General features: G+C 70.4%; 20 protein-coding genes. 12 read left to right on the top strand and 8 right to left on the bottom strand.

The features are described from left to right. Nucleotides 1-16: 16 nt before the first annotated feature. Nucleotides 17-1,405, bottom strand: coding sequence for a DUF349 domain-containing protein (locus LX13_RS21775; RefSeq protein WP_253663386.1), 1,389 nt, complete (start codon nucleotides 1,403-1,405; stop codon nucleotides 17-19). A gap of 185 nt (nucleotides 1,406-1,590) precedes the next feature. On the opposite strand from LX13_RS21775, the gene LX13_RS21770 reads away from it, so the two are divergent. The 4 genes from LX13_RS21770 to hflX all read left to right on the top strand — a co-directional run bounded on the left by LX13_RS21770 (nucleotide 1,591) and on the right by hflX (nucleotide 5,770). Beyond that, entirely contained in the window at nucleotides 1,591-2,316 is a 726-nt protein-coding gene (locus tag LX13_RS21770) for a class III extradiol ring-cleavage dioxygenase family protein (protein WP_253663385.1), read from the top strand. After that, a complete protein-coding gene (gene miaA / locus LX13_RS21765; protein WP_372499992.1) occupies nucleotides 2,298-3,227 on the top strand; it encodes a tRNA (adenosine(37)-N6)-dimethylallyltransferase MiaA in 930 nt (309 codons plus the stop codon). Before LX13_RS21770 ends, miaA begins: the two co-directional genes overlap by 19 nt. Before the next feature lie 9 nt (nucleotides 3,228-3,236). Then, nucleotides 3,237-4,151 (top strand): diaminopimelate epimerase, encoded by a 915-nt coding sequence (dapF, locus tag LX13_RS21760; protein ID WP_253663383.1) that lies wholly within the window; start codon nucleotides 3,237-3,239, stop codon nucleotides 4,149-4,151. Nucleotides 4,152-4,372: 221 nt separating this feature from the next. Further along, nucleotides 4,373-5,770, top strand: coding sequence for a GTPase HflX (gene hflX / locus LX13_RS21755; RefSeq protein ID WP_253663647.1), 1,398 nt, complete (start codon nucleotides 4,373-4,375; stop codon nucleotides 5,768-5,770). A 108-nt stretch (nucleotides 5,771-5,878) separates the two neighbouring features. On the opposite strand, the gene LX13_RS21750 is transcribed toward hflX, so the two are convergent. The 4 genes from LX13_RS21750 to LX13_RS21735 form a co-directional block, all read right to left on the bottom strand. After that, nucleotides 5,879-6,139, bottom strand: a complete 261-nt coding sequence (locus LX13_RS21750) for an HPr family phosphocarrier protein (RefSeq protein WP_253663382.1) — start codon at nucleotides 6,137-6,139, stop codon at nucleotides 5,879-5,881. 42 nt (nucleotides 6,140-6,181) lie between these two features. Next, on the bottom strand, nucleotides 6,182-8,281 hold the full coding sequence (locus tag LX13_RS21745; protein ID WP_253663381.1) for a PTS fructose transporter subunit IIABC: 2,100 nt from the start codon (nucleotides 8,279-8,281) through the stop codon (nucleotides 6,182-6,184). A gap of 71 nt (nucleotides 8,282-8,352) precedes the next feature. Further along, nucleotides 8,353-9,324, bottom strand: a complete 972-nt coding sequence (locus LX13_RS21740; protein WP_253663380.1) for a 1-phosphofructokinase family hexose kinase — start codon at nucleotides 9,322-9,324, stop codon at nucleotides 8,353-8,355. Beyond that, complete coding sequence (locus tag LX13_RS21735) at nucleotides 9,321-10,088, bottom strand: DeoR/GlpR family DNA-binding transcription regulator (RefSeq protein WP_253663379.1); 768 nt, start codon at nucleotides 10,086-10,088, stop codon at nucleotides 9,321-9,323. The genes LX13_RS21740 and LX13_RS21735 overlap by 4 nt, the downstream gene beginning before the upstream one ends. A gap of 108 nt (nucleotides 10,089-10,196) precedes the next feature. Here LX13_RS21735 and LX13_RS21730 point away from each other — a divergent pair, with 108 nt between their 5' ends. After that, nucleotides 10,197-11,933: a putative PEP-binding protein gene (locus LX13_RS21730; protein WP_253663378.1), complete on the top strand. Its 1,737-nt coding sequence runs from the start codon at nucleotides 10,197-10,199 to the stop codon at nucleotides 11,931-11,933. Between the two features lie 120 nt (nucleotides 11,934-12,053). Next, nucleotides 12,054-12,692, top strand: a complete 639-nt coding sequence (locus LX13_RS21725) for a TetR/AcrR family transcriptional regulator (protein ID WP_253663377.1) — start codon at nucleotides 12,054-12,056, stop codon at nucleotides 12,690-12,692. 25 nt (nucleotides 12,693-12,717) lie between these two features. Here LX13_RS21725 and LX13_RS21720 read toward each other — a convergent pair whose 3' ends face one another. Together LX13_RS21720 and lexA are read right to left on the bottom strand one after the other, a co-directional pair. Next, nucleotides 12,718-13,587 (bottom strand): SDR family NAD(P)-dependent oxidoreductase, encoded by an 870-nt coding sequence (locus LX13_RS21720; protein WP_253663376.1) that lies wholly within the window; start codon nucleotides 13,585-13,587, stop codon nucleotides 12,718-12,720. 59 nt (nucleotides 13,588-13,646) lie between these two features. Then, entirely contained in the window at nucleotides 13,647-14,324 is a 678-nt protein-coding gene (lexA, locus tag LX13_RS21715; RefSeq protein ID WP_253663375.1) for a transcriptional repressor LexA, read from the bottom strand. 201 nt (nucleotides 14,325-14,525) lie between these two features. Between lexA and LX13_RS21710 the strand changes: the two genes are divergently transcribed. Together LX13_RS21710 and nrdR are read left to right on the top strand one after the other, a co-directional pair. Beyond that, nucleotides 14,526-15,047, top strand: a complete 522-nt coding sequence (locus LX13_RS21710) for a LysM peptidoglycan-binding domain-containing protein (protein WP_253663374.1) — start codon at nucleotides 14,526-14,528, stop codon at nucleotides 15,045-15,047. 191 nt (nucleotides 15,048-15,238) lie between these two features. Next, nucleotides 15,239-15,745: a transcriptional regulator NrdR gene (gene nrdR / locus LX13_RS21705; protein WP_253663373.1), complete on the top strand. Its 507-nt coding sequence runs from the start codon at nucleotides 15,239-15,241 to the stop codon at nucleotides 15,743-15,745. On the opposite strand, the gene hrpA is transcribed toward nrdR, so the two are convergent. Next, entirely contained in the window at nucleotides 15,716-19,684 is a 3,969-nt protein-coding gene (gene hrpA, locus LX13_RS21700) for an ATP-dependent RNA helicase HrpA (protein ID WP_372500024.1), read from the bottom strand. The genes nrdR and hrpA overlap by 30 nt on opposite strands. 88 nt (nucleotides 19,685-19,772) lie before the next feature. Here hrpA and LX13_RS21695 point away from each other — a divergent pair, with 88 nt between their 5' ends. The 4 genes from LX13_RS21695 (at nucleotide 19,773) to LX13_RS21680 (ending at nucleotide 24,942) form a co-directional block, all read left to right on the top strand. After that, on the top strand, nucleotides 19,773-21,011 hold the full coding sequence (locus LX13_RS21695; RefSeq protein WP_253663371.1) for an aminotransferase family protein: 1,239 nt from the start codon (nucleotides 19,773-19,775) through the stop codon (nucleotides 21,009-21,011). A 32-nt stretch (nucleotides 21,012-21,043) separates the two neighbouring features. Next, nucleotides 21,044-22,186, top strand: a complete 1,143-nt coding sequence (locus LX13_RS21690) for an SGNH/GDSL hydrolase family protein (RefSeq protein ID WP_253663370.1) — start codon at nucleotides 21,044-21,046, stop codon at nucleotides 22,184-22,186. A gap of 41 nt (nucleotides 22,187-22,227) precedes the next feature. Then, nucleotides 22,228-22,356, top strand: a complete 129-nt coding sequence (locus tag LX13_RS21685) for an SDR family oxidoreductase (protein WP_253663369.1) — start codon at nucleotides 22,228-22,230, stop codon at nucleotides 22,354-22,356. Between the two features lie 84 nt (nucleotides 22,357-22,440). Beyond that, nucleotides 22,441-24,942 (top strand): alpha/beta fold hydrolase, encoded by a 2,502-nt coding sequence (locus tag LX13_RS21680; protein WP_253663368.1) that lies wholly within the window; start codon nucleotides 22,441-22,443, stop codon nucleotides 24,940-24,942. Nucleotides 24,943-24,951: the final 9 nt, after the last annotated feature.

Genomic DNA, 24,951 nt, shown 5'->3' with positions numbered 1-24,951 from the left:
TGAGGGGCTCCGGGGACTAGCGGTCGGAGACGGCGCTCGCCGCCGCCTGCGCCCACTCCCGCCACTGCTGGGCCTGTGCCCGCAGATCCGCCGCCTCGCGGTCCCGACCACGGGCGTCGGCCTTCTCGGCCTGTTCCTCGAGCTGTGCCACCCGCGCCTCGAACTGCTGCGCGCGGGCGATGACCTCGGGATCGGTCGAGCGCCAGTGCTTCTCCTCGGCGTCGGAGATGCGCTTCTCGATCGCCCGCATGCGCTTCTCGAGGCTCTGCATGTGCTCGCGTGGCACCTTGCCGATGGCGTCCCACTGCTCGCGGATGGTGCGGAACTCGCGGCGGGCGGCCTCCAGATCGGTGGCCGGGTCGACCGTCTTCTCGGCCGTGGCCAACAGATCGCGCTTGGCGGCGGCGTTGGCGTCGAACTCGGCGTCCCGTTCACTGCCTGCGGCGTTGCGCGCGGCGAAGAACACGTCCTGCGCGCCCTTGAACCGTTCCCACAGCGCATCGTCCTGATCGCGCGGGGCGCGTCCGGCCGCCTTCCAGTCGGTCAGCAGATCCCGGAACTTCCCGGCGGTCGGACCCCAGTCGGTCGATCCCGACAGCGCCTCGGCGGCGGCGATCAACTCCTCCTTGCGCGACTTTGCGCCCGCACGTTCCCGGTCGAGGTCGGCGAAGTGCGCACCGCGGCGCCGGTTGAACGCATCACGCGCCTTCGCGTAGCGCTTCCACAGGACGTCGTCGGTCTTGCGGTCGACCCCCTTGATGGTCTTCCACTCGTCGAGGATCGCGCGGAGACGGTCGCCCGCGGACTTCCACTGTGTCGTCTCGGCGCCGATCTGCTCTGCCTCGGCGGCCAACTCCTCCTTGCGGGCGATCGCGGCGGCGCGCGAGGCATCGCGATCTCGGGTGCGCTGCGCCGCCACCGAGTCCGCGTCGTCGATGATCGCGGTGAGCCGCGTCTCGAGTGCGGGCACGTCGCCGAGGACCGCGGCGGTGGGCAGGGTCTCCCGCAGTGCGATCGCGGCGGTCTTGGTCTTGCGGGGATCTCCGGTGCCCGCCGCGAGACGTTCCTCGAGGATCTCGACCTCGGTGGCCATGTCGTCGAACCGACGTCCGAAGTGGGCCAGCCCCTCCTCGGGCGCGCCGGCCTGCCACGAGCCGACCTGTCGTCGGATGTCGCCGACCTCCAACCAGACCGCACCGTCGGTGTCGATGTGGCCGAATTTGCTCGGGTCGGTCTGCGGTTGATGGTGCGCGTGCACGACGACCTCGGGGGCCGCGGGCGCATGCGGTCGTGGGCCCGGGCGGGGACCGGGCTTGGGCGGTCCCGGGGTCGGGCGCGGCGGTGCCGGTACCTCGGATGCGGCCGGCTCGGTGGCCTGCGCGTCGTGCGGTGTCGGATCGGTCATGTCGGTGTCCTCGTCCCTGCCGCGCGTCACGGCTGCCGTGTACCTGAAGCGGATACGCCCGGCCCGAGGGCCGGTTGCGGTGTCCATTCAAACAGGTGGGCGCCGTTTTCGTGTGCACTCGTCACAGGACGCCGCGGCGTCCCGCGGGCGCTGCGGCGCCGCTCGGTCGACTAGCGTTGCGAACTGTGTTGACCGCAGCCGCTTTCGTGCCCGGTGCGCCCCTGGTGGTCCCGGCCCTGGCCGGCCCCGGTGCCACCGACGTCGTCGACCTCCGCGCCGCGGTTCTCGAGGCGGTCCGGCGCCTGTCGGACACTGCGCAGCGATGGGTTGCGATCGGGGTGGGCGACACCGCCACCGCAGACCTCACGCGGGGCACGTTCGCGGGTTTCGGTGTCGACGAGATCGTGTCGTTGCGACCCGGCGTCGGCGAGCCCGCGTCGGCTGTCATGGCCACCCCGATGCTCGTCGCCGGCTGGCTGCGTGGACAGATCGCACCGTCGGCACAGGTGTGCGCGACGCTGGTCGACCCGTCGACCAGCCCGGGGGAATGCGCCCGGATCGGGGCCGAACTGGGCGCCCGGGTCGCCGGCACCGATGACGCCGTCGGAGTGCTGGTGGTGGCCGACGGCTCCTTCGGGTTGTCCCTCGGCGCGCGCGGTGGGGAGATCGCCGGCGCCAGGGAGATCCAGGACCGACTCGATGCGGCCGTCGCGACCGCCGACCTCGACGCCATCGAGGCGCTGGGCCGGACGGAGACGGCGCGGGCCGGGATCGACGGTCGCGCCGCGTGGCAGGTGGCGTCCGCGGTGTGGCGGACCGCGACCCCCGAGGGGTTCTCGACCGAATCCCTCTACCGCGCCGCCCCGTTCGGCGTCGGCTATCAGGTGGCGTGGTGGGGTCCCCGACCGTGAGGACACCGGTCGCGGTGATCGGGCCCACCGGGACCGGGAAATCCGACCTCGCGCTCGATCTGGCCGAGCGGTTCGACGGCGAGATCGTCAACATCGACGCGATGGCGCAGTACCGCGGTATGGACATCGGCACCGCGAAACCCGCACCGGCGCAACGTCGTGGCATCCCACACCACCAACTCGACGTCCTCGACGTGACCGAGACGGCGACCGTCGCGCGCTATCAGCAGGCCGCCCGTGCCGACGTGGAGACGGTCTTGGCCGCGGGGCGGCTGCCGGTCATCGTCGGCGGCTCCATGATGTACATCCAGTCACTGCTCGACGACTGGAGCTTCCCGGCCACCGACGCCGGCGTGCGGGCGCGTCTCGAGGCGGAGCTCGCCGACGTCGGGGTCGCGGAGATGCACCGACGTCTCGGCACGGTGGACCCGGCCGCGGCCACGGCCATTCTCGACACCGACGGCCGCCGGATCGTCCGCGCTCTCGAGGTGGTGGAGCTGACCGGCGAGCCCTTCGCCGCGTCGGCGCCGCAGAAGGGGACCCCGCGATGGTCGACCGCGATCGTGGCGCTCGACCGGGACACCGACACACTCGACGACCGGCTGCGCGTGCGGACGGACGCGATGTTCGACGCCGGGCTCGTGGACGAGGTCACCCACCTGATCGATCTCGGACTGCGGGACGGACTGACCGCCTCCCGGGCGATCGGCTACGCACAGGTGCTCGATGTCATCGACGGGACGCTGGACCTCGACACCGCCCGCGAGCTCACCTTCACCGGCACCCGCCGCTACGTCCGAAGGCAACGATCGTGGTTCCGTCGCGACGACCGCATCCGCTGGTTCGACGCCGCCGACGACCGGTTGCTCGACCACGTCACGACCCACCTTCGCGACCACGACGTCCGGTAACCTGGGCGGATGCGCAGCAGTGGGCGGTCGGCAACCGAGTCCCTCGATGCCGCCGGGATCGACTTCCTCAAGGGGCACGGGACGCAGAACGACTTCGTGCTGCTCCCGGACGCCACCGCGTCGATCGATCTGACCCCCGACCTCGTCCGGGCGCTGTGCGACAGGCAGCGTGGCATCGGCGCCGACGGTGTCCTCCGTGTCGCCCGGGCCGACGCCTTGTGCGCCACCGGTGTCCTGACGGAACTTCCCGCCGGCGTCCGTACCACCGACTGGTTCATGGACTACCGCAACTCCGACGGCTCGGTGGCCGAGATGTGCGGCAACGGCGTCCGCGTGTTCGCGCACTACCTCGCGTCCTCCGGCGCGGTCTCGGGGTCGACGTTCACCGTCGGCAGCCGGGCGGGCGGCCGACGCGTCGAGGTGCACCACGCCGACGACACCACCGCCGACGTCAGCGTCGAGATGGGCGCGGTGAGCACCGGTGTGGAGAGCAAGGCGGTCCTCGGTGACACCACGGTCGCCGGACTCGCCGTGGACGTCGGAAATCCCCACCTCGCCTGTGTCGTCAGCGGTCTCGATGTGGCGACACTGGCCGGGATCGACCTCGCCCACGGAGCAGAGTTCGACCCGGCGGTGTTCCCGGACGGGGTCAACATCGAGATCATCACGCCCGTCGCCGACGGTTCGGTCGACATGCGCGTCCTCGAACGCGGTGTCGGCGAGACGCGTAGCTGCGGCACCGGGACCGTCGCCGCGGCTGCGGCCGCACTGCGTGCGAGCACCGGGACGCAGGTGGGCACGGTCGACGTCCGTGTGCCGGGCGGTCAGGTGACGGTGCGCATCGACGAGACCGGTGCCGTGCTGCGGGGGCCGTCGGTCCTGGTGGCCTCGGGCACCCTGCGCGCCGGGTGGAACACCCCGTGACCGGGGACGCCGACGGAAATAGACATGCGCCGTGCACGGTTTGCATGAGATACATGAGTGAGACCCGCGAGGCCCCGGCACCCAGCCGGTGAGTTCTCGACACAGATCAGGAGAACACCTTCATCTTCGACACACACACCTCAGATGACGCGACCGCCACCGACGTGACCGACGCGCTTCACGACGACGACACGCTCGACACCGATGCGCCGACAGCCCGGGTGCCGTGGCGATCCCCGACCACCGGTGAGTTCCAGCTCGACGAGCGGTCGTCTCTGCAGCGTGTGCCCGGTCTGTCCACCGAGCTCGAGGACGTCACCGAGGTCGAGTACCGCCAGCTGCGACTCGAGCGGGTCGTGCTCGTCGGTGTGTCGCTCGACAGCTCGGTGGCCACCGCCAACGCACGGATGGCCGAGCTCGCCGCACTGGCCGAGACCGCGGGGTCGGAGATCCTCGACGCCGTCATGCAGCGTCGCGACAAGCCCGACCCGGCCACCTACATCGGCTCGGGCAAGGCCCACGAATTGCGTGAGGTCGTCCTGGCGACCGGCGCCGACACCGTCATCTGCGACGGTGAGCTCACACCCGCCCAGCTCAACGCACTGGAGAAGGTCGTCAAGGTCAAGGTCATCGACCGGACGGCACTGATCCTCGACATCTTCGCCCAGCACGCCACCTCCCGGGAGGGCAAGGCACAGGTGGCGCTCGCCCAGATGGAGTACATGATCCCGCGGCTGCGTGGCTGGGGTGAGTCCATGTCCCGACAGGCGGGTGGTCGCGCAGGCAGCAACGGCGGTGTGGGTCTGCGCGGACCCGGCGAGACGAAGATCGAGACCGATCGTCGGCGCATCCGTGAGCGGATGGCCAAGCTGCGTCGTGAGATCCGGCAGATGAAGACCTCGCGGAACACCAAGCGCAGCAAGCGCAGGGATTCCTCGGTGCCGTCGGTGACGATCGCCGGCTACACGAACGCAGGCAAGTCCAGCCTCATCAACGCCATGACCGGCGCCGGTGTACTGGTGCAGAACGCCCTGTTCGCGACGTTGGATCCGACCACCCGCCGGGCCACCCTCGACGACGGTCGTGAACTCGTCCTCACCGACACCGTCGGGTTCGTCCGACACCTGCCGACCCAGCTCGTCGAGGCCTTCCGGTCGACGCTGGAGGAGGTCGTCGACGCCGACCTCGTGCTGCACGTGGTCGACGCCTCCGATCCGCTGCCGATGGAGCAGATCTCGACCGTGCGGACCGTGATCGACGACGTCGTGCGTGCCGAGAACGCCACGGCGCCGCCGGAGGTGTTGGTGATCAACAAGATCGACGCCGCCGACCCGACCACCCTGACCGCGCTGCGCAGCGAGTTCCCCGACGCGGTGTTCGTCTCCGCGCTCACCGGCGCCGGACTCGAGGAACTGTTCGACCGTGTGCGTGACGTGGTCGGTCGCGACGACGTCGAACTCACCGTCGAGGTCCCGTACTCACGTGGAGACCTGGTGTCGCGCATCCACGCCCAGGGCGATGTGCTGTCCACCGAGCACCGCACCGAGGGGACGTTCATGCGTATCAAGGTGCCCGCGGCACTCGCCGGGGAACTGGCCGGTCTGGCACTCAGCGGCTGACCGACGCCGGCCGCGGCCGGGCGTCAGACGTCTGGGCCGTGGCCGCATCCACCGACACGAGAACGCCCCGGGGACCATGTCCCCGGGGCGTTCGTCGTCGAGACGTGTCTACTCGGCGTCGAGATCCTTCGCGACGAGACCCGCGATCGAGTCCAACGTCTCCTGGTCGTCGGCGCTGACCACGACCGAGGTGCCCTTCTCGGCACCGAGGGTCATGATCATCAGGGCCGAACCGGCGTCGACCGGCTCGCCGCCCTCGACGGCGAGGGTGACCGCAGCCCCGGCCGCGGCGACGGCCTCGGCGATGATGGTCGCCGGTCGGGCGTGCAGGCCGACGGCGGATCCGACGGCGATGGTGGTGCTGGGCATATCAATTCCTCCTGGTTGTGGGGTCTGGTGGTCCGGGGTGGATCAGGCTGCGACCGGCTGGGCCGCGACGGTCGCCGGGGTGGCGACGACGGGCTTGCTGCGCATCTGCTTGGCGGCGACCACCAGAACCGCTCCGACCACTGTGCCCGCCGCGAGGGAGATCAGGAAGCCCAACACGTTGGTCATCGCGAAGAAGACGAAGATACCGCCGTGCGGGGCACGCAGGCCCACGTCGAAGGCCATCGTCAGAGCGCCGGTCACGGCGCCGCCGGCCATCATCGAGGGGATGACCCGCAGGGGGTCGGCCGCCGCGAACGGGATCGCGCCCTCGGAGATGAACGACGCTCCCAGCAGCCAGGCCGCCTTGCCGTTCTCCCGCTCGGGCTCGGTGAAGAGCTTCGGACGGATCGTGGTGGCCAGGGCCATCGCCAGCGGCGGGACCATGCCCGCACACATCACGGTGGCCATGATGCGCAGGTCCGCGGACCCGCCGATCGCCAGCCCCTGGACCGCGAAGGCGTAGGCCGCCTTGTTGACCGGGCCGCCGAGGTCGAAGCACATCATCAGGCCGAGGATGACACCGAGGATGATCACCGAGCTGCCCGACATCGACGAGAGCGCGTCCTGCAGCGAGGTGGTGATCCACTTGAGCGGTCGACCCAGCACCATGAACATCAACGCGCCCGTGATCAGTGTGGCGAGCAGCGGGATGATGACGACGGGCATCAGGCCTCGAGCCCACTGCGGCAACGGGATCCGGCTGATCCACAGGGCGACGAAACCGGCGATCAGACCACCGACGAGACCGCCGATGAAGCCGGCGCCGACGACCGACGCGATATAGCCGGCGGTGAAACCGGGGGCCAGACCGGGCCGGTCGGCGATCGCGAACGCGATGTAGCCGGCCAACGCGGGGACGAGGAAGAAGAAGGCCAGCGAACCGATCTCGAAGAAGACGCCGCCGAGGTACTGCAGGAACCCGCCGGAGGGCAGGTTGGTCAGGCTGTTGGACAGCGCGATGGTCGCACCGATGGGATCGGTGGCCCCGTTGGGCTTGAGCGCCATCTCGTATCCGCCGAGCAGGAACCCGAGCGCGATCAGCAGTCCGCCTGCGGCGACGAACGGGATCATGTAGCTGACGCCGGTGAGCAGGATCTGCCGGGTACGGGTGCCCCAGCCGAGCTCGCTGGAGCCCGACGCCGCCGCCGTGGCCGTCGATGCCGATCCGCCGACCTTCTTGGCGTTCGGGTCCTTCGACGCCGCAACGGCTTCGGTGATCATCACGTCCGGCTCGTTGATGGCCCGCTTGGTGCCCGACTCGATGACGGGCTTGCCGGCGAACCGCTCGCGGCCCTTGACGCCCACGTCGGTGGCGAAGATGACCGCATCGGCCCGGGCGATGACGGCCGGATCGATCGGGGTGGTCTTCGACGACCCCTGGGTCTCGACCACGAAGTCGACGTCGAGACGCTCGGCGGCGTAGGTGAGTGAGTCCGCGGCCATGTAGGTGTGCGCGATCCCGGTGGGGCAGGCGGTGATCGCCACGACGGTCGGGCGATCGGCTGCGGGCGCGTCCGCGACGGGCGGCGGGGTCACCGCCGCGGGGGCGGTCGCGGGTGCACTCGGCGCGGCCGGTGCGGGCGAGACGACGCCCTGCACCAGGTCGACGATGGTCGCCGCGTCCTTCGCCGAGCGCAACTGCGCGACGAAGTCGGGGCGGACCAGCGCGCGGGCCAGCGAGCTGAGCAGCTTCATGTGCTCGGAGCCGCCGGACGCCGGTGCGGCGATGAGGAAGACGATGTCGGCCGGTGCGTCCTTGGCGCCGAAGTCGACCTTGGGGGACAGGCGGGCGAAGGCGAGGCTGGCGCGCTGGGCGGCGTCGGAGCGGCAGTGCGGGATCGCGATCCCGCCGGGCAGTCCGGTCGCCGACTGGGCCTCGCGGGCCATCGCCGGGGTGACGAGACCCTCGACGTCGGTGGCCCGACCCGCGGCGACGAGCCTCTGGGCGAGATAGGTGATGACGGCCTGGTTGTCGCGGCCTGCGTCGACATCGAGTGCGACCGTGTCGATCTCGATGATCTGGGTGGGATCCGGACCCTGCGCACCCCCGTGCGCGGTGCCGGCGGTATGTGTATCGGACATCGTTGTGCCTTTTCTGATGAGTGGATGACGCTGTTGGGAGTTGTGGTGGAGAGGGGAGCGCGGGCGCGCGCTCAGACCGCGTGGGTCGCGACCTCGCTCACGTGCACCGCGGCGAGTGCGAGATCCGAGGGAGTCGGTGGTTGCGTCCCGGCCAGCGCCGCTGCGGCCGATCCGTAGGCGACCGCGCGGCGCAGACGCTCCGCCGGTGTCGCCTCGTCGAGGGTGGCGAGCAGGTAGCCCGCCAGGGTTGCGTCGCCCGCGCCGACCGTGCTGACCGGGACGATGGGGGGCGGCGTCGCGAGCCACGCGCCCTCGGCGGTCACCAGCAGTGCGCCGGCGGCGCCGAGCGTCGCCAGTACCGCGCACCCGGCGAACTGCTGCAGGGAGCGGGCGGTGTCGAGAGTGGGCCCGAAGTCGCCCGCATCGGCGGACCGTTCCAGCAGATCGAGGTCGGCGCCGGTCATCTCGCACAGCTCCTCGACGTTGGGCTTGATGACGTCGACGGCCACGTCGGGCATCGCGGCGCGGAACGCGGTCAGCGGGGCACCGGAAGTGTCCACGGCGACCCGGCAGCTCAACGGAGCGAGGAGCGAGGCCACCTCGGCGTACCAGGAGTCGGGCACCCCCGGCGGCAGGGAGCCGCACAGGGCCACCCAGCTCGCCGTGGCGGCGGACTCCACGATCAGCGCGGTCAGCGCGGACAGATCGGCGGGGCTCATCGGGTTGCCGGGGAGGTTGAGCTTGGTGGTGGTGCCGTCCGGTTCGGTGACGGTGAGGTTGCTCCGTACGTCGGCGGCGACATCGACCGTGCGGTACCGCAGTCCGACGGTGTCGAGTCCGGTCAGCAGGGGGTCGCCGGAACGGGCGGGCAGCAGTGCGGTGGTGGCCACCCCGGCCATCTGCACGGCGCGGGAGACGTTGACGCCCTTGCCGCCGGGCTCGGCGCGGGAGGCGAGCGCTCGGGTCACCGAGCCGCGGACCAGCGGTCCGGGCAGGGTGACGGTGCGGTCGACGCTCGGGTTGGCGGTGACGGTGACGATCATGCGATCACCACCTCCACCCCGCGCGCGGACAGCCGCGCGGAGAAGCCGGCGTCGATGCCGGCGTCGGTGATCAGGACGTCGACGCGGGACAGATCGGCGAAACCGGTCATGTCTTCCTTTCCGAGCTTCGATGAGTCCGCCAGGACGACAACGCGATTGGCGGCATTGATCATGGCCGACTTCATCGCACCCTCGTCCGGGTCCGGGGTGGACAGCCCGTGGCGTTCGGTGATGCCGTTGGTGCCGATGAAGGCGACGTCGACGCGGTAGTTCGACAGGGCCGCGATCGGCGCGGCCCCGACGGCGGCCTGGGTGAGACCGCGGATGCGGCCACCGAGGAAGTGCAGGTGCGCGCTCGGGTGATCGGCGACGGTCGACGCCACGGGCAGCGAGTTGGTGAAGACGGTGATGGTCCGGTCGCGGGGGAGGCAGGCCGCGGCCTGGATGGTGGTCGTGCCCGCGTCGATGACGAGGCTGCCGCCCTCGGAGGGGACGAACCGGCAGGCCGCCATCCCGATACGGATCTTCTCGTCCGGGCGGGCGGTCGCACGCTCGGCGACACCGAGCTCGGTGACCCGTACCGCGTCGACCGGTACCGCGCCACCGTGTACCCGGCGCAGGAACCCGGCGCGTTCGAGGAACGCGAGGTCGCGACGCACGGTCTCACTCGTGACGTCGAATTCCTCGGCCAGCGCCGCCACCGACGCGCGACCGTGGTGATGCACCTGGTCCGCGATGGCTTGCTGTCGCTCTTCGGCGTACATGGGAGAACGTCCCCGTTTCGGTTGGATTGTGTTGCTTTTGATGTTGATATGAGTCTGTTTACGCCTGGATGTGTTGACAAGTCAAGCTTTTCTTGTAATTTGAATCACATGGCACCGCAGAATGACGTTCAGCTCGCTCATCGCACCCCGTCGACGGACACGTCGTCCGAGTCGCCGTCCGTGCTGTCCGGGACCCCGGTCGTGGCCGGCGTCGCCTACGCGCCGGTGATGTGGCCCGGCCCGCGACCCGAACTACCCGGTGCGGGAGCGCCGCCTGCCGACGTCGAGGCCGAGTGCGACCGCTTCGCCGCCGCGACGGTGATCGTCGCCGACCGACTGCGGGTGCGGGCCTCGGCCAGTACCGGCGTCGCCTCGGAGGTGCTCTCGGCGACCGCCGCGCTCGCCGAGGACCGCGGCTGGATCGGCGCCGCGCAGAAGCTGATCCGGGCGGGCTCGCCCGCGCCGAACGCCGCGGTCGACGCCACCGAGCAGTTCGCCGCGGTGTTCACCAAACTCGGCGGACTGATGGCCGAGCGGGTCACCGACCTCATGGACGTCCGCGACCGCGTACTCGCCGAACTCGCCGGTGACCCCGAACCCGGACTGGCCCAACCGACGTCGGAGGTGATCCTCTTCGCCGACGATCTCGCTCCCGCCGACACCTCCGGCCTCGATCCGTCGATGGTGCGGGGACTGGCCACCCGGTTCGGCGGACCGACCAGCCACACCGCGATCATCGCCCGCCAGCTGGGTATCCCGTGCGTGGTCGCCGTCGCCGATCTCGCCGCGGTGTCCGCAGGGACCCCGGTGATGCTCGACGGCACCGCGGGTACGGTCACCCTCGGGTGTGACCCCGACGACGCACGCGCCCAGGTCGCGGAGTCGTTGCGTCAGTCGGCGTTGGTGTCGCGGTGGACCGGACCCGGTCGGACCGCCGACGGGGTCGAGGTCTCCATCCTGGCCAACGTGCAGGACGGCGCATCGGCCCGCACCGCGACCGACTTCCCGGTGGCCGGCATCGGACTGTTCCGCACCGAGCTCGCGTTCCTCGATCGTGCCTCGGAGCCGACGGTCGCCGAACAGACCACCCTCTACCAGGAGGTCGTCGACGCGTTCGCGACCGATTCGGGCGCCCACACCGCGAAGATCGTCATCCGCACCCTGGACGCCGGATCGGACAAGCCGCTGCTGTTCGCCGACCAGGGAACCGAGGCGAACCCCGCGCTCGGTGTCCGTGGCCTGCGCATCGCGTTCGCCGATCCCGGCCTGCTGGACCGTCAGCTCGACGCGATCGCCGCGGCCGCCCGCGCGACCGGTGGGTCACCCTGGGTGATGGCGCCGATGGTGGCGACCGCGGCCGAGGCGCGGGGTTTCGCGGCCAAGGTGCGTGAGCGTGGCCTGACCGCCGGGGTGATGATCGAGATCCCGTCGGCCGCCCTGCTGGCGCCCGCGATCCTCGCCGAGGTGGACTTCGTGTCCATCGGCACCAACGATCTGACCCAGTACACGATGGCCGCCGACCGGATGTCGTCGGAACTGGCCGGTCTGACCGACCCGTGGCAGCCCGCGGTCCTGGCCCTCATCGATCGCGTCGCGTCCTCCGGTGCGGCGGTCAGCAAATCGGTCGGGGTGTGCGGCGAGGCCGCCGCCGATCCGCTGTTGGCATGCGTCCTGGTGGGCATGGGCGTCACCTCCCTGTCGAGCGCGCCGGCCGCGGCTGCAGGCGTGGGTGCTGCGCTCGCCGACGTCACGCTCGCGCAGTGCCAGGCTGCCGCCCGTGCGGCGCTGGCCACGGCCGATCCGGCCGCCGCGCGTCTCGCCGTCGCAGACGCGTTGCACGCCTGACGATCTCGATCACCAACCGGTGCCCTTTCGGGGGCCTCGACCGCTGCGGTGACAGCCGTGCGGCGGGGTTCGCACCACATGGGCACTAGAGTCGTGGGGCGAGGTGAGGAGGACGTCGAGGTGGTCGAGGAGACAGGCCGGCGCTACGCCGGGCGGGACCCGGCGACTCGTCGTGCAACACGGCGCGAGAAGTTGATGGCCGCCGGCCTCGACCTGTTCGCCACCCAGGGGTACACGCGGGTGTCGGTCAAGCAGGTCTGCGACGCCGCGAGACTGACGCAGCGGTACTTCTACGAATCGTTCGTCGATCGCGAAGATCTCCTCCTCGCCGTGTACGACTCGGTCGTCGCCGACACCCGTGCGACGATCGACGGTGCGCTCGCCGAGAGTGCCTCGGATGTCGTCGATCTCGCGCAGTCGGCCCTCGGCGCGTTCATCGGACACCTCACCGACGACCCGCGGCTCGCCCGCATCATGCTGCTCGAGGTGGTCGGTGTGAGCCCGCGGCTGGAGGATCGTCGGTATCGCGTCATCCACGACTTCGCCGACCTGATCCTGGCCGCCGGGATGACCTCGACACAGATCGAGGACACGTCGGCGCCGGAGTTCCGTCTGGTGGCGGTCGGTCTGGTGGGGGCGGTCAACCAGTTGTTGGTCGACTGGGTCCTCGGCAACGGGTCGCACGATCCCGATGCGATCCTGTCGGTGTGCACCGGCCTGTTCGCGGCGTCGTTCGAGCGGTTCTACGACCGGGCCTGATCGGCCTGCCGAACACGGTTGCGCCTCAGCGCAATCGACGTCCGGAGCGTGTCTCCACCTGGCGGACGAGGTCGAGCAGCGTCGCATCGCGACGCAGCGACCGGTCCAGCAGCGGGTTGACGATGCCCCGCAGTGTCGCGACCGGGATCCAGCGGCGCGGGATCTGCACGCGCGCGGCGCGTCGTTCGATCCCGGCGGCGACCGCACGCCCCACCCGCTCCGGGGCGATGGGGGTGCGCAGCGGGGCCGGGAACGCCCGCGCGACCAGAGCGGTCGCCAACTCGTCCTTGCCGAAGGCCACATCGGCGATGGGGGTGGCGACCCACCCCGGGTACAGCACACCCGCGGAGGCCCCGTGTGCCGCCAGTTCGACGCGGAGCGCCCGACCGATCTGTTCGACCGCGGCCTTGGTCGCCGCGTAGGGCGCGTTGACCATGCCGTTGAGGTAGGCGTAGGTCGAGGAGGTGATCAGCAGATGTCCCTGCGACTCGACGATGTACGGAAGCGCCGCGCGCACCGTGTTCCACACACCGGCCAGGTTCACGGCGATGACTCGCTCGAACGTGCCGTCGGCGACACTGAGCACCGTGTCGGCGGATTCACCGCTGGAGATGCCCGCGTTCGCGTGGACCACGTCGATGCGGCCGAAACGCGCTGCGGCAACGGTCATCACGTGGCGCAGATCATCGGGAGAGGTGACGTCGGCCCGCAGGGCCACAGAGCGGGAGTGGCCCAGTTCGGCGGCCACCGCATCCACCGAGCCCTGATCCAGATCGACCAGCACGACGATCCCGCCGCGACCGTGCAGCTCGCGCGCGACGGCTCGACCGATCCCGCCGGCGGCGCCGGTGATCACGACGACCGCACCGGACAGGTCGATCTTCTTCTCGCTCATGCGGTCAGTGTGACACGCCGTCGGGTCAGATCGGCGGGTCCAGGTCCGGCCGCGACGCCTCAGATGCGACGCATGACGGTGACGACCTTGCCCAGGATGGCGGCCTCGTCTCCGGGGATGGGATCGAACAGCGGGTTGTGCGGCATCAGCCACACCGTGCCGTTCGTCCGCTTGAAGGTCTTGACCGTGGCCTCGCCGTCGATCATCGCGGCCACGATGTCGCCGTTGTCGGCCACGTTCTGCTGCCGGACTACGACCCAGTCGCCGTCACAGATGGCCGCGTCGATCATCGATTCACCCACCACCTTGAGCATGAACAGGGCGCCGTCGCCGACCAGCTCGCGGGGGAGCGGGAAGACCTCCTCGACGGCCTGCTCGGCGAGGATCGGACCACCGGCGGCGATGCGGCCGAGGACCGGCACGTAGGTCGGTGTCGGCAGCGCGTCGGCCTCGGGCGTGATGTCGGCGGGATCCTGGTCCTGGACGTTGACCGCGCGGGGGCGGTTGTGGTCGCGCTTGAGGAAGCCCTTGCGCTCGAGCGTGCGCAGCTGATGGGCGACCGAGGACGTGGAGGTGAGGCCCACGGCGTCACCGATCTCACGGATGCTCGGCGGGTATCCCCGCTCGCGGACCGACGCGCGGATGACCTCGAGGACCTTCGCCTGCCGCGAGGTCAGATCGGCCTCGCTGATGGGTCCCTCGGCGGCCTCGGTGGTGCTGACGGTGGTGTCGGACACGGTGTCCCTCCTGTCGCGGTCCGCCTCCGACGGGCCTGTGGGGCCTGTTCGAGGAGCGCGCGGACCTGCTGTCACCTGGGACAGTAGTGGACTTGATAACAACTTTCAAACATTTGTTCGATCGTGTCGGGACATTGTCGGACCCCCGTGATCTAATCGAACATACGTTCATTCGAACGTCTGGTCGATGAGGAGAACGTCATGAATCAGACTCTCACGCGTCACACGAGCACCACAGCCGATGCGCCGGTCCGTCCGTCTGAGCCCGCCCGCCGGGGCGCGTCGCACGGTGCACCCGCGCGTCGACGCACCACCACCGACGGTCTGCGCCCGGATGTCCGTCGTCCCGCGGGACGACGCCCCGAGGTCGTGCGTCCGCGGTCCGGTGTCGTCTGTGGTGACGCCCGTCGGCAGGCCCCGCAGTCGCTGCGGCCCGCCCCGATCGGCTGGGCGGTCGCCGTCGTCGTGGGCATCGGGCTCGCGGTCGTGATGTGGATGATGGTCGTCAGCGGCTCGGTGTTCGCGGACTCCACCGCGCCGGCGGTCAGCGGTACCGAACTGGTGCACGTGCGCGGGGGCGAGTCGCTGGGTGAGCTCGCCACCCGGGTCGCACCGGATCAGCCGATGTCCTCGGTCGTCGCGACCATCAAGGACCTCAACCACCTGAGCGGATCGGCGGTCACCGCCGGCCAGCCTCTGCTCGCCCCGACCTACCTGCGCTGAGCGGTCCGGTGGGCGTCGAGGACGGTCGGCGGGTGCGTCGGAACCCCGATGTCACCACGGCCGTTCACGCCGTGTCCGGCCTCGGATACACATCGGTATCCTGGGCACCAGGGGTTCGTCTCGGACTCCGCGTCGACGCCGGGGGCATGTTCCCGTCGTCCCGCCCACGGACCCGGCTCGAGGACACATCGATGCATTGCCCCTTCTGCAAGAACGAGGACACCCGTGTGGTCGACTCGCGTGTTGCCGACGAGGGACAGGCCATTCGCCGGCGCCGCTCCTGTTCGGAGTGTGGTCGCCGCTTCACGACGGTCGAGAGCGCGGTGCTCGCGGTGGTGAAGCGCAACGGTGTCACCGAGCCCTTCAGTCGCGAGAAGGTCATGCTGGGCGTGCGTCGGGCGTGCCAGGGCCGTCAGGTCGACGAGGACAGCCTGCGCCAACTCGCCCAGCAGGTCGAGGACTCCGTGCGGGCGTCCGGATCGGCCGAGATCCCCAGCAACGAGGTGGGTCTGGCCATCCTGCAGCCGCTTCGTGAGCTCGACGAGGTCGCGTACCTGCGTTTCGCCTCGGTCTACCGCTCGTTCGAGTCGGTCGAGGACTTCCAGCGTGAGATCGATGATCTGCGCGCGCTCCCGTCTCGCGCCGCGAACGCCCACGCGACGGTCGGCTCAGCCGCCGAGGGCGTCGATCGCCCGTAGTATCCGCTTCTCCGACACCGGGTAGGCCGTCCCGATCCGCTCCGCGAACAAGCCGATCCGGAGTTCTTCGACCATCCAGTGGATCTGTTCGTTGACCGCTGCGCGCCGTGCGGGCGTGGCTCTCGCCACCGCGCTGTTCCACCGGGCGGTGACGGTGTCGACGGCGCTCATGGCGCGGGCATCCTGCGCTGCCGCCGCGGGCAGCTTCGCGAGTCGGACAACGATCGCGTCGAGGTAGGCATGCAGCCGTAGGAGGTGGTCGAATCCCGTGTCGGCGATGAACCCCTCGTAGACGAGGTGGTCGAGCTGCTCCATGACGTCGTCGGACACCGCCCCGGGACCGACCCTCTCGAGATCGGTACGGATCGGCGCCATCCGGGTCATCGCGTCGCCCACGGCGGCGAGCACCCGCCGTGCCGACTGCGGCACGTCGCGGGCCACGCGTGCTCGCAGGGCGGCGTACCCGGCACTGTCGGTGACGGTGTCGGTCGGACCGAGCGCGCCGCGGATGGCCGCTCCGGTGCAGTCTCGTAACAGTGCGTCGGTGCTCGCGTACGGACTCTGCGACAGCGCGATCCGGTCTCCGACCGGGAGTTGCCCCACCGCACTGGGTTTGAGCTGCGGGATGGACAATTCGAGCAACGCGATGATGCCCTGACGTGTCTGGGCGCGTGCCTGCGCCGGTGACGAGGCCATGTCGACGACCACACCACCCGGCACCGCACGCAGCGACGGGTGACTGGTGACGCGTTGCCCGGCGATGGTGTCGACCACGGACTCCGCGAGAGTCCCGATGGTGGCCGGCGTCCACTCGGTCACGACCGTCGGGGCGGGTTGCGTCACGGCACGATCGGCGGTGGGCCGTTCCGTTGTGCCCTTCGTGGCCTGCCGCCGAGACGTCCGGGGTTCGACAGCGGCCACACGCGGTCGGTCGGCCGCCGCGACGGCCGCGGCGAGGTCGGTCAGCGACGACGCGGACGCGACGGGCGTCCCGTCGTCGGTCTCGGCGGCGTAGGTCATCCGCAGGTGATCCGGCAGACCGGCCGGATCGAAGTCGGTCGGTGCGATCACGACCCCGGTGCGTCGGGTCAGCTCACGGGCGAGGCCGGTCGCGATGGGCTCACTGCGTGGGGTGAGCGCGGCGAGGGCGGGACCCGCGGCATCGGCTGCCGGCGGCAGCCTTCGACGGATGGCCTTGGGAAGGGTCCGGACCAGCGCGACCGCGAGTTCGGACCGCAGACCCGGTACCAGCCAGTCGAATCCGGACGGCCGGATGCGGGGGAGCAGCGCGACGGGGATGTGCACGGTGACGCCGTCGCGATCGGTGCCGGGGCGGAACTCGTACGTCAGGGCCAATCGAGCCTCGCCCTGCTGCCAGTGGTCGGGGTACTCGTTCGCCGAGATCGCGTCGGGATCGGCGACGGCGTCCGCAGTCAGGTCGAGGAGGTCGGGATCGGCGGCGCGCGCGGTCTTCCACCAGGTGTCGAAGTGTGCGCCGGACACCACCTGCGGACCGATGCGGTCGTCGTAGAAGTCGAACAGCTGATCGTCGTCGATGACGAGATCGCCACGCCGAGCGCGGTGTTCGAGGTCGCGGGCGTCGTCGAGCAGTGCGCGGTTGCGTTCGAAGAACGGATGCCGGGTGCGCCACTCGCCGTCGACCAGCGCGTGGCGGATGAACAGCTCGCGCGAGACCTCGGGGTCGATCCGGCCAAACGGCACCGGCCGGTTCACCACCAGTGGCACGCCGTAGAGCGTGACCCGCTCGTAGGCCATCGCGCACGCACGCTTGATCGACCAGTGCGGTTCGCTGTACTGGCGTTTGGCCAGCGGCCCGGCGATCTTCTCCGCCCATTCGGGTTCGATGCCCGCGGCGGTGCGTGCGAACAGCCGTGACGTCTCGACGATCTCGGCCGCCATCACGAAGCGCGGCGGTTTCTTGGCCAGGGGGGACCCCGGGAACACGACGAACCGGGTACCGCGGGCGCCCAGGAACTCGCGCGCCTCACCCTCCCGGATCCCGAGATGTCCCAGGAGGCCGGCGAGCAACGACTGGTGCACGGCCGCGGGCGCCGCGGCGGTGGAGTTCGGCGACCACCCCTTGTCGGCGGTGATGCGCTCGAGCTGACGGTGCAGTTCCCGCCACTCGCGGATCCGCAGCCAGTGCAGGAACTCCCGCTCGCATTGCCTGCGGAACTGGTTGTTAGACAGGTCGCGGCGGGCCTCCTCGAGGTGGTCCCACAGCGCGAGGATCGACAGGAAGTCCGACCCGGCGACCGAATATTTCTTGTGCGCCTCGTCGGCGGCCTGACGGTGCTCGGCCGGCCGCTCTCGGACGTCGGGCAGCGACAGCGCCGAGACGATGACGAGCACCTCGGCCAACGCGCCGTTGTCGCGGGCGGCCACCAGCATCCGAGCCCACCGGGGATCCACCGGCAGGTCCGAGAGGTCGCGGCCCACGGGCGTGAGGGTCCGCTCTGCGCCCTGTCCCTGGACCGCACCGAGCTCGTCGAGCAGTCCGACGCCGTCCCGGATCGAGCGGGCATCGGGGGCCTCGACGAACGGGAAGGCCGCGATGTCGCCGAGACCGAGCGCGGTCATGGTGAGGATCACCGAGGCGAGATTGGTGCGCAGGATCTCCGGTTCGGTGAACTCCGGCCGTGCGTCGAAGTCGTCCTCGCCGTACAGCCGGATGCAGATTCCGTCCGCCACGCGGCCGCAGCGACCGGCCCGTTGTCGGGCGCTCGCCTGCGAGACGGGTTCGATCGGCAGCCGTTGCACCTTCGTGCGCAGCGAGTACCGCGAGATCCGGGCGGTACCGACGTCGACGACGTACCGGATGCCGGGCACCGTCAACGAGGTCTCGGCGATGTTGGTGGACAAAATGATCCGTCGCTTCGCCGACGTGGTGAACACCTCGTGCTGCGCCGCGGTCGAGAGCCGGGAGAACAGCTGCAGGATCGTCACACCGGAATCGGCCAGACCGCGTAGGGCATCGGCGGTGTCGCGGATCTCTCGTTCGGTCGCGAGGAACACCAGGATGTCGCCCGGGCCGTCACGGCTGAGCTCGTCGATCGCCGCCCGGATGGCCTGGATCTGGTCGAGGTCCTCGTGGTCGTGTTCGGGGTCGTCGGATTCGACCGACAACGGTCGGTACCGGACCTCGACCGGGTAGGTGCGCCCGGACACCGCGATGATCGGCACCGGGTTGCCCGGCGTCGCGAAGTGCTCGGCGAAGCGGCCGGGATCGATGGTCGCCGAGGTGATCACGACCTTCAGATCGGGCCGGCGGGGGAGCAGCTGCTTGAGGAAGCCGAGGATGAAGTCGATGTTCAGACTCCGCTCGTGCGCCTCGTCGACGATGATCGTGTCGTAGGCACGCAACAGCGGATCGCGCCCGATCTCGCGCAGCAGGATGCCGTCGGTCATGACCTTGACCAGGGTGTCGTCGCCGGACTTGTCGTCGAAGCGGACCGAGAACCCCACGGTCCGTCCGAGTTCGGTGGCGGTCTCCTCGGCGATGCGGGCGGCGACCGCGCGGGCGGCGATGCGACGGGGCTGGGTGTGGCCGATCGTGCCGCGGACGCCGCGGCCGAGTTCCAGACAGATCTTGGGCAGCTGGGTCGTCTTGCCCGATCCGGTCTCGCCGGCCACGACGATCACCTGATGGTTCGCCAGTGCCTCCGCGATTTCCTCCCGGGCGGCCGAGATCGGGAGCTCGGGCGGATAGTCCAGCGCCGGCACGGACTCCCGACGGCGGACGAGTCGCGCCTGGGCGGACCGCAGGGCGCCGGTGAAACGATTCCGGTCGGTGTCGGTGCGCAGGCGTGACCGGCGGCGTCGCAGCCGGTGCTCGTCGGCGATCGAGACCTCGTCCCAGGCGATCGCCTCGCCGTCGGGGTCGGCGCTCGGACGGGGCCGACGGGTCTGGTTGGACATGATGTTCCCCAGGATATTCGTCCTCGCCGAGGCGGTGCCGGTGGCGTCGGAATCGGCGGCTGCGGACGCCGCAGGCATGATGTGTGCCATGACATCGACGTTGTGGCATGGATTCGCCGACATGGGCGCAGTGAGCGCGAACGGTCCGTTCGCCATCGCACGGGGCGAGGGCGTCCACATCTGGGACACCGAGGGCAAGCAATACCTCGACTCCACCGCAGGCCTGTGGTTCACCAACGTCGGACACGGCCGGACCGAGATCGGCGACGCCGTCGGACGCCAGCTCGGTACGCTCGCCCATTACTCCGGCTTCGGCGACATCGCCCCGGCGATCACCATCGAACTCGCGGAGCGTCTCGGTGAGATCGCTCCGGTGCCGGGCAGCAAGGTGTTCTTCACCTCCGGTGGCAGCGACTCCATCGACACCGCCGCCAAGCTGGCCCGACGGTACTGGCACGAGAAGGGCCTGCCCGACAAGAAGCTGATCGTCGGCCGGACCAAGGCCTACCACGGGATGCACGTCGCGGGCACCGCGCTCTCCGGGCTGCCGCCGAACCGCGACGGGTACGGCGAGCTGATGGCCGACGCCGCCACCATCGACTGGGACGACGCGAAGAGCCTGCTCGGCCTCATCGAGCGTGTGGGCGCCGACTCGGTGGCCGCGTTCTTCTGTGAGCCGGTCATCGGTGCGGGTGGCGTCTACCTCCCGCCGGAGGGCTACCTCTCCGAGATCCGGCAGATCTGCCGCGACCACGACGTGCTGTTCGTCGCCGACGAGGTGGTCACCGGGTTCGGTCGTATCGGTGGATCCTGGTTCGCGTCACAACGATTCGACCTCGCTCCGGACATGGTGACCACGGCCAAGGGCCTGACGTCGGGGTACGTCCCGATGGGCGCGGTGTTCATCGCGCCGCACATCGCCGAGCCGTTCTACTCCGGCGGCGTCTGGTGGCGCCACGGCTACACCTACGGCGGTCACGCGGGCGCGGCGGCCGCGGCGATGGCCAACCTGGACATCATCGAACGCGAGGGTCTCGTCGGGGAGGCGAAGCGTATCGAGTCCGATCTGCACACCGCACTCGCACCGCTGGCCGACCATGTGGCGGTCTCCGAGGTCCGCAGCGGCATCGGCGCGATCGCCGCGGTCCAGCTGGCCGACCCCGCCACCGCCCCCGCCGCCGTTGCCGCACTGCGCGCCCACGGTGTCAGCGGTCGGGCCGCGGGTCAGGGTGCGCTGCAGATCTCGCCCGCGTTCGTGATGACGACCGAGCAGGTCCACGAGCTGGCGCAGCGTATCGGCGATGCGCTCGACCACCTGGTCTCCTGACGCCCGGGGCTGACGGTTGGTTCGACATCCCGGTGTCGGCCACGACCGTGCGCGGAGCCATCGAGCTCGAGGAGACCGGGCAGGGAACCCTGCCGCACCGGCTACCACGGTGGGCCCTCGAGCAGGTCGGAGACGACCGCCTGGCCATGTCCGAGACGCAGCCCGCCGGGGTGCGACTCGCGTTCCGCTCGGCCGCCACGTCGGTCGAGGTGGACGTCCGCGCGACCAGGGTCGTCTACCCGGGACTCCCGGCCCGTCCCGTGGGGCTGCACGACCTGCTCGTCGACGGCCGACTCGTGGCGCAGGCGAGCGCGGTGACGCCCACGACGGTGTCGGTCGACATGGCCACCGGAGGAGTGAACACCCGGCCGGGTGAGGTGTCCACGCTGCGGTTCGACGGGTTACCGGGGCGCGCCGAGGACATCGTGATCTGGTTGCCGCACAACGAGACCACCGAGATCGTCGCGATCCGGGCCGACGCCGCGATCGAACCCGTGGACGTCTCCGGTCGCCGCAGGTGGCTCCATCACGGCAGCTCCATCAGCCAGGGCTCGAACGCCGAGTCCCCGTCGAGCACGTGGCCCGCCCTGACCGCCACCGCAACCGGCCTCGAACTGACCAACCTCGGCTTCGGCGGCAACGCGTTGCTCGACCCGTGCGTCGCCCGGGTCATGCGGGACACCCCGGCCGACCTGATCAGCGTGGAGATCGGCATCAACCTGGTCAACACCGACCTGATGCGCCTGCGTGCGTTCGGTCCGGCCGTCCACGGATTCCTCGACACCATCCGCGACGGACACCCCGACACCCCGCTGGTGGTGGTGTCGTCGATCTGCTGCCCCATCCACGAGGAGACCCCGGGCCCGGGTGCGTTCGACCCCGCCGCTCTGGCCACCGGGCAGGTCCGGTTCCGTGCGACCGGCGATCCCGCCGAGATCGCAGCCGGGAAGCTCACGCTGCGGGTGATCCGGGATCGTCTCACCGACATCGTCGCGCAGCGGCGCCGTCACGACCCGGCCCTGCACCACGTGAACGGTCTCGACCTCTACGGCCCCACCGACGCCATCGAACTCCCGTTGCCGGATGCGCTGCACCCGGACACTGCGGGACACCGACGGATCGCCGAGCGCTTCGGCACGCTGGCGTTCGGACCCGGCGGGCCGTTCGCGCGCTGACATGTCCGACGCGACGTCGCCGGGCCGCGTTCGACCAGTGTGTGACCGCCGCCACGATCGGTCGTCTCATCACCGAGGACGAGGTCGCGCAGTCGGTCGTTCATCTGCTGCTCAACGGCGCGATGACGGGCTCGGTGGTCTACCCCGACGGCGGCTACTCGTTCCGCTGACGTCGTCGAACCCGGGTCGTTCCGTACTGCGAGGTCCGGGCAGCTCTGGTTGAATCCCGGCAAATGCGGCAGAGACTCGATGCGGTGCGGTCATCGGAGAACGCGGACACGGTCGGCGATCTCCTGACCGTCGCCGCGCGTTCGGTTCCGGACATGATGGCGATCGTCACCTCCACCGGTCGGATCGCCTACCGCGACCTGCACCTCGCCGCGGCCGCGCACGCCCGCCGACTCCGCCTCGACGACGAGCGGTCGCCAGTGACCGTGCTCCAGGACGGGACCGCCGACGCGGTCGCTCGGTCGCTCGGCGTCATGATGTCGGGCCGCGCACTGGTCGCGATCGACACCGGCCTGCCCGCCGAGCGGGTCGCCCGCATCGTCGACGCATGTGCGGCGTCGACCATGTCGCCGCACTCGACACCGGATCCGGCGGCCCACGATGTCGAGCCCGGCGATCGCGTGGACCCCGACGCGATCGCGATGATCTGTTACACCTCGGGATCGACGGGAGATCCCAAGGGCGTCATGCTCAGCCACCGGACCTTGGTGGCGAAGGTGCTCGACATCGTCGAGGGCCAGGGACTGCGCCCCGACGATCGTCTCGGGGATCTGCTCCCGTTGGGGTTCAGTGCCGGGATGAACACCGTTCTCGCCGGGATCGCCTGCGGTGCAACGGTGGTGTGCGCCGATCCGCGCGACACCGATCTCGGTTCGTTGGCCACCTGGCTGCGCTCGGAGTCGGTGACGACCCTGCACAGCTCGGTGGTGGCGGCCCGGTCGCTCGGCGCGGCCGTACGGTCCGGGGCTGCCGGACCCATCCCGACCGTCCGGCAGGTCGCCTACTACGGAGAGGCGGCCACCGGTGCCGATGTGGCCTGGACCCGGCACATCGCGGAACCGGCCCCGTCCATCCTGAACTGGTACGCCGCCACCGAGGTGGGGATGATCGGGCATTGCGTCCTCACCCCGCGCGACGACCTCCCGACCGGGCGTATCGCCGCCGGGCATCCACTGCCGGACCGCGCCGTCCGCATCGTCGACGAGCATGGGAACCGGATCGGTGACGGCTCGGTCGGCGAGGTGGTCGTGGTCGGTGGGCCGATCGCCGCCGGCTACCTCGGTCGGTCGTCGGCGCGGTTCTTCACCGATGACGCGGGAATCGCCGGATACCGGACCGGCGACCGCGGACATCTCGATCCCGGCGGCGGTCTCCACCTGGCCGGTCGGATGGACGACGCCGTCAAGATCCGGGGGTATCTCGTCGAACCCAGCGAGGTGGAGTCGGCGCTGTATCGCCACGACGGCGTGCACGAGGCCGTGGTCTGCGCCACCGACGTCGGCGGCGGCAGCGACCTGGTCGCCTACATCGGTGGGCCGATCACCTCGGAGGCGAACCTGGACAACCGGATCCGTGGTCACCTGCGCTCGGTGCTGCCCGAGTGGATGGTGCCGCGGTACGTCGTCGGTGTGACGGCGCTCCCGAGAACCGAACGCGGCAAACTCGACCGGTCGGCACTGCCCGCCCCGGCCGTGCGCACCACGGCACCCAGACGTCGTGCGGCCCCCGACATCGTCGACTCGGTCGCCCGCTTCGCGGTCGCGCTGGCGATGGGGACCGACGACATCGACGCCGATCAGGATCTGATGGCACTCGGCGCCGACTCGCTGGCGCTCGCCCGGATCGCGACGACCGTCCGTCAGCGGATCAACGGCGACATCGACTTCGCCGCGTTCACCACCACCCCCACGATCGCCACGTTGGCGGCGAGCATCCGTGACCACTACCGCAACGGCGGCGGGGTCCGCGAGGGCAACGGTGTCCTGGTACCGATCCGCGCCGCGTCAGCCGAGACCCCCGAGATGACCCCGCTGTTCGTGGTCGCCGGTGCCGGCGGCCCGGCGTCGTCACTCATGGCGATGGCCCGGCACCTCGTACCCGGCCGGCCGGTCCACGGCCTGCAGGCGCTCGGCCTCGAGCGGACCGGGCGGCCGGATCGCAGCGTCACCGCGATGGCGCGCCGCTACGTCGACCTGATCACGACGGTGCAGCCGCACGGTCCGTACCTGGTGGCCGGACACTCGATGGGTGGGGTCGTGGCGCTGGAGATGGCGGCGCAGCTCGCCGACCGGGGTGAGCAGACGCGTCACCTGATCGCGATCGACACGTCGTTGTCGGAGAAGCTGATCGCCGATCTCGACCCCGCCGATTCGCCTGACGCCGAACCGGGTGAGGTCGGCGAACCCGAGGTGCCGTATCAACCCGACGTGTCGGTGTCGAAGCGGCAACTGCTCACGTTGGTCGCGAAGATCCCGCTCGCCGGTCGGGTGATCTTCGACCCGGTGACGCAGTGGATCATCTTCTACCGCCTCGGCGGACGCCTCACCGACCGACACCGACTGCGCCGGGTCGATGCGCCGATCACCGTGCTCGCCGCGCCGGGAACCCGTCACCGACGTCACTGGTGGCAGGCCGTGACCGGCGGCGAGGTCAACATCCGACCGGTGCGCGGCGGGCATGTCGAACTGCTGCACGAGCCCTTCGTGGCCGAGGTGGCGAGGATTGTCGACGACGTTCTCGACGGGTGACCACGGCGG

Origin of the sequence: Williamsia maris (genome assembly GCF_024171815.1) — a bacterium.
Lineage (GTDB): Bacteria > Actinomycetota > Actinomycetes > Mycobacteriales > Mycobacteriaceae > Williamsia_A > Williamsia_A maris.
Note: the sequence above shows the minus strand (reverse complement) of the source record. Positions and strands in the feature narration are given on the sequence as shown.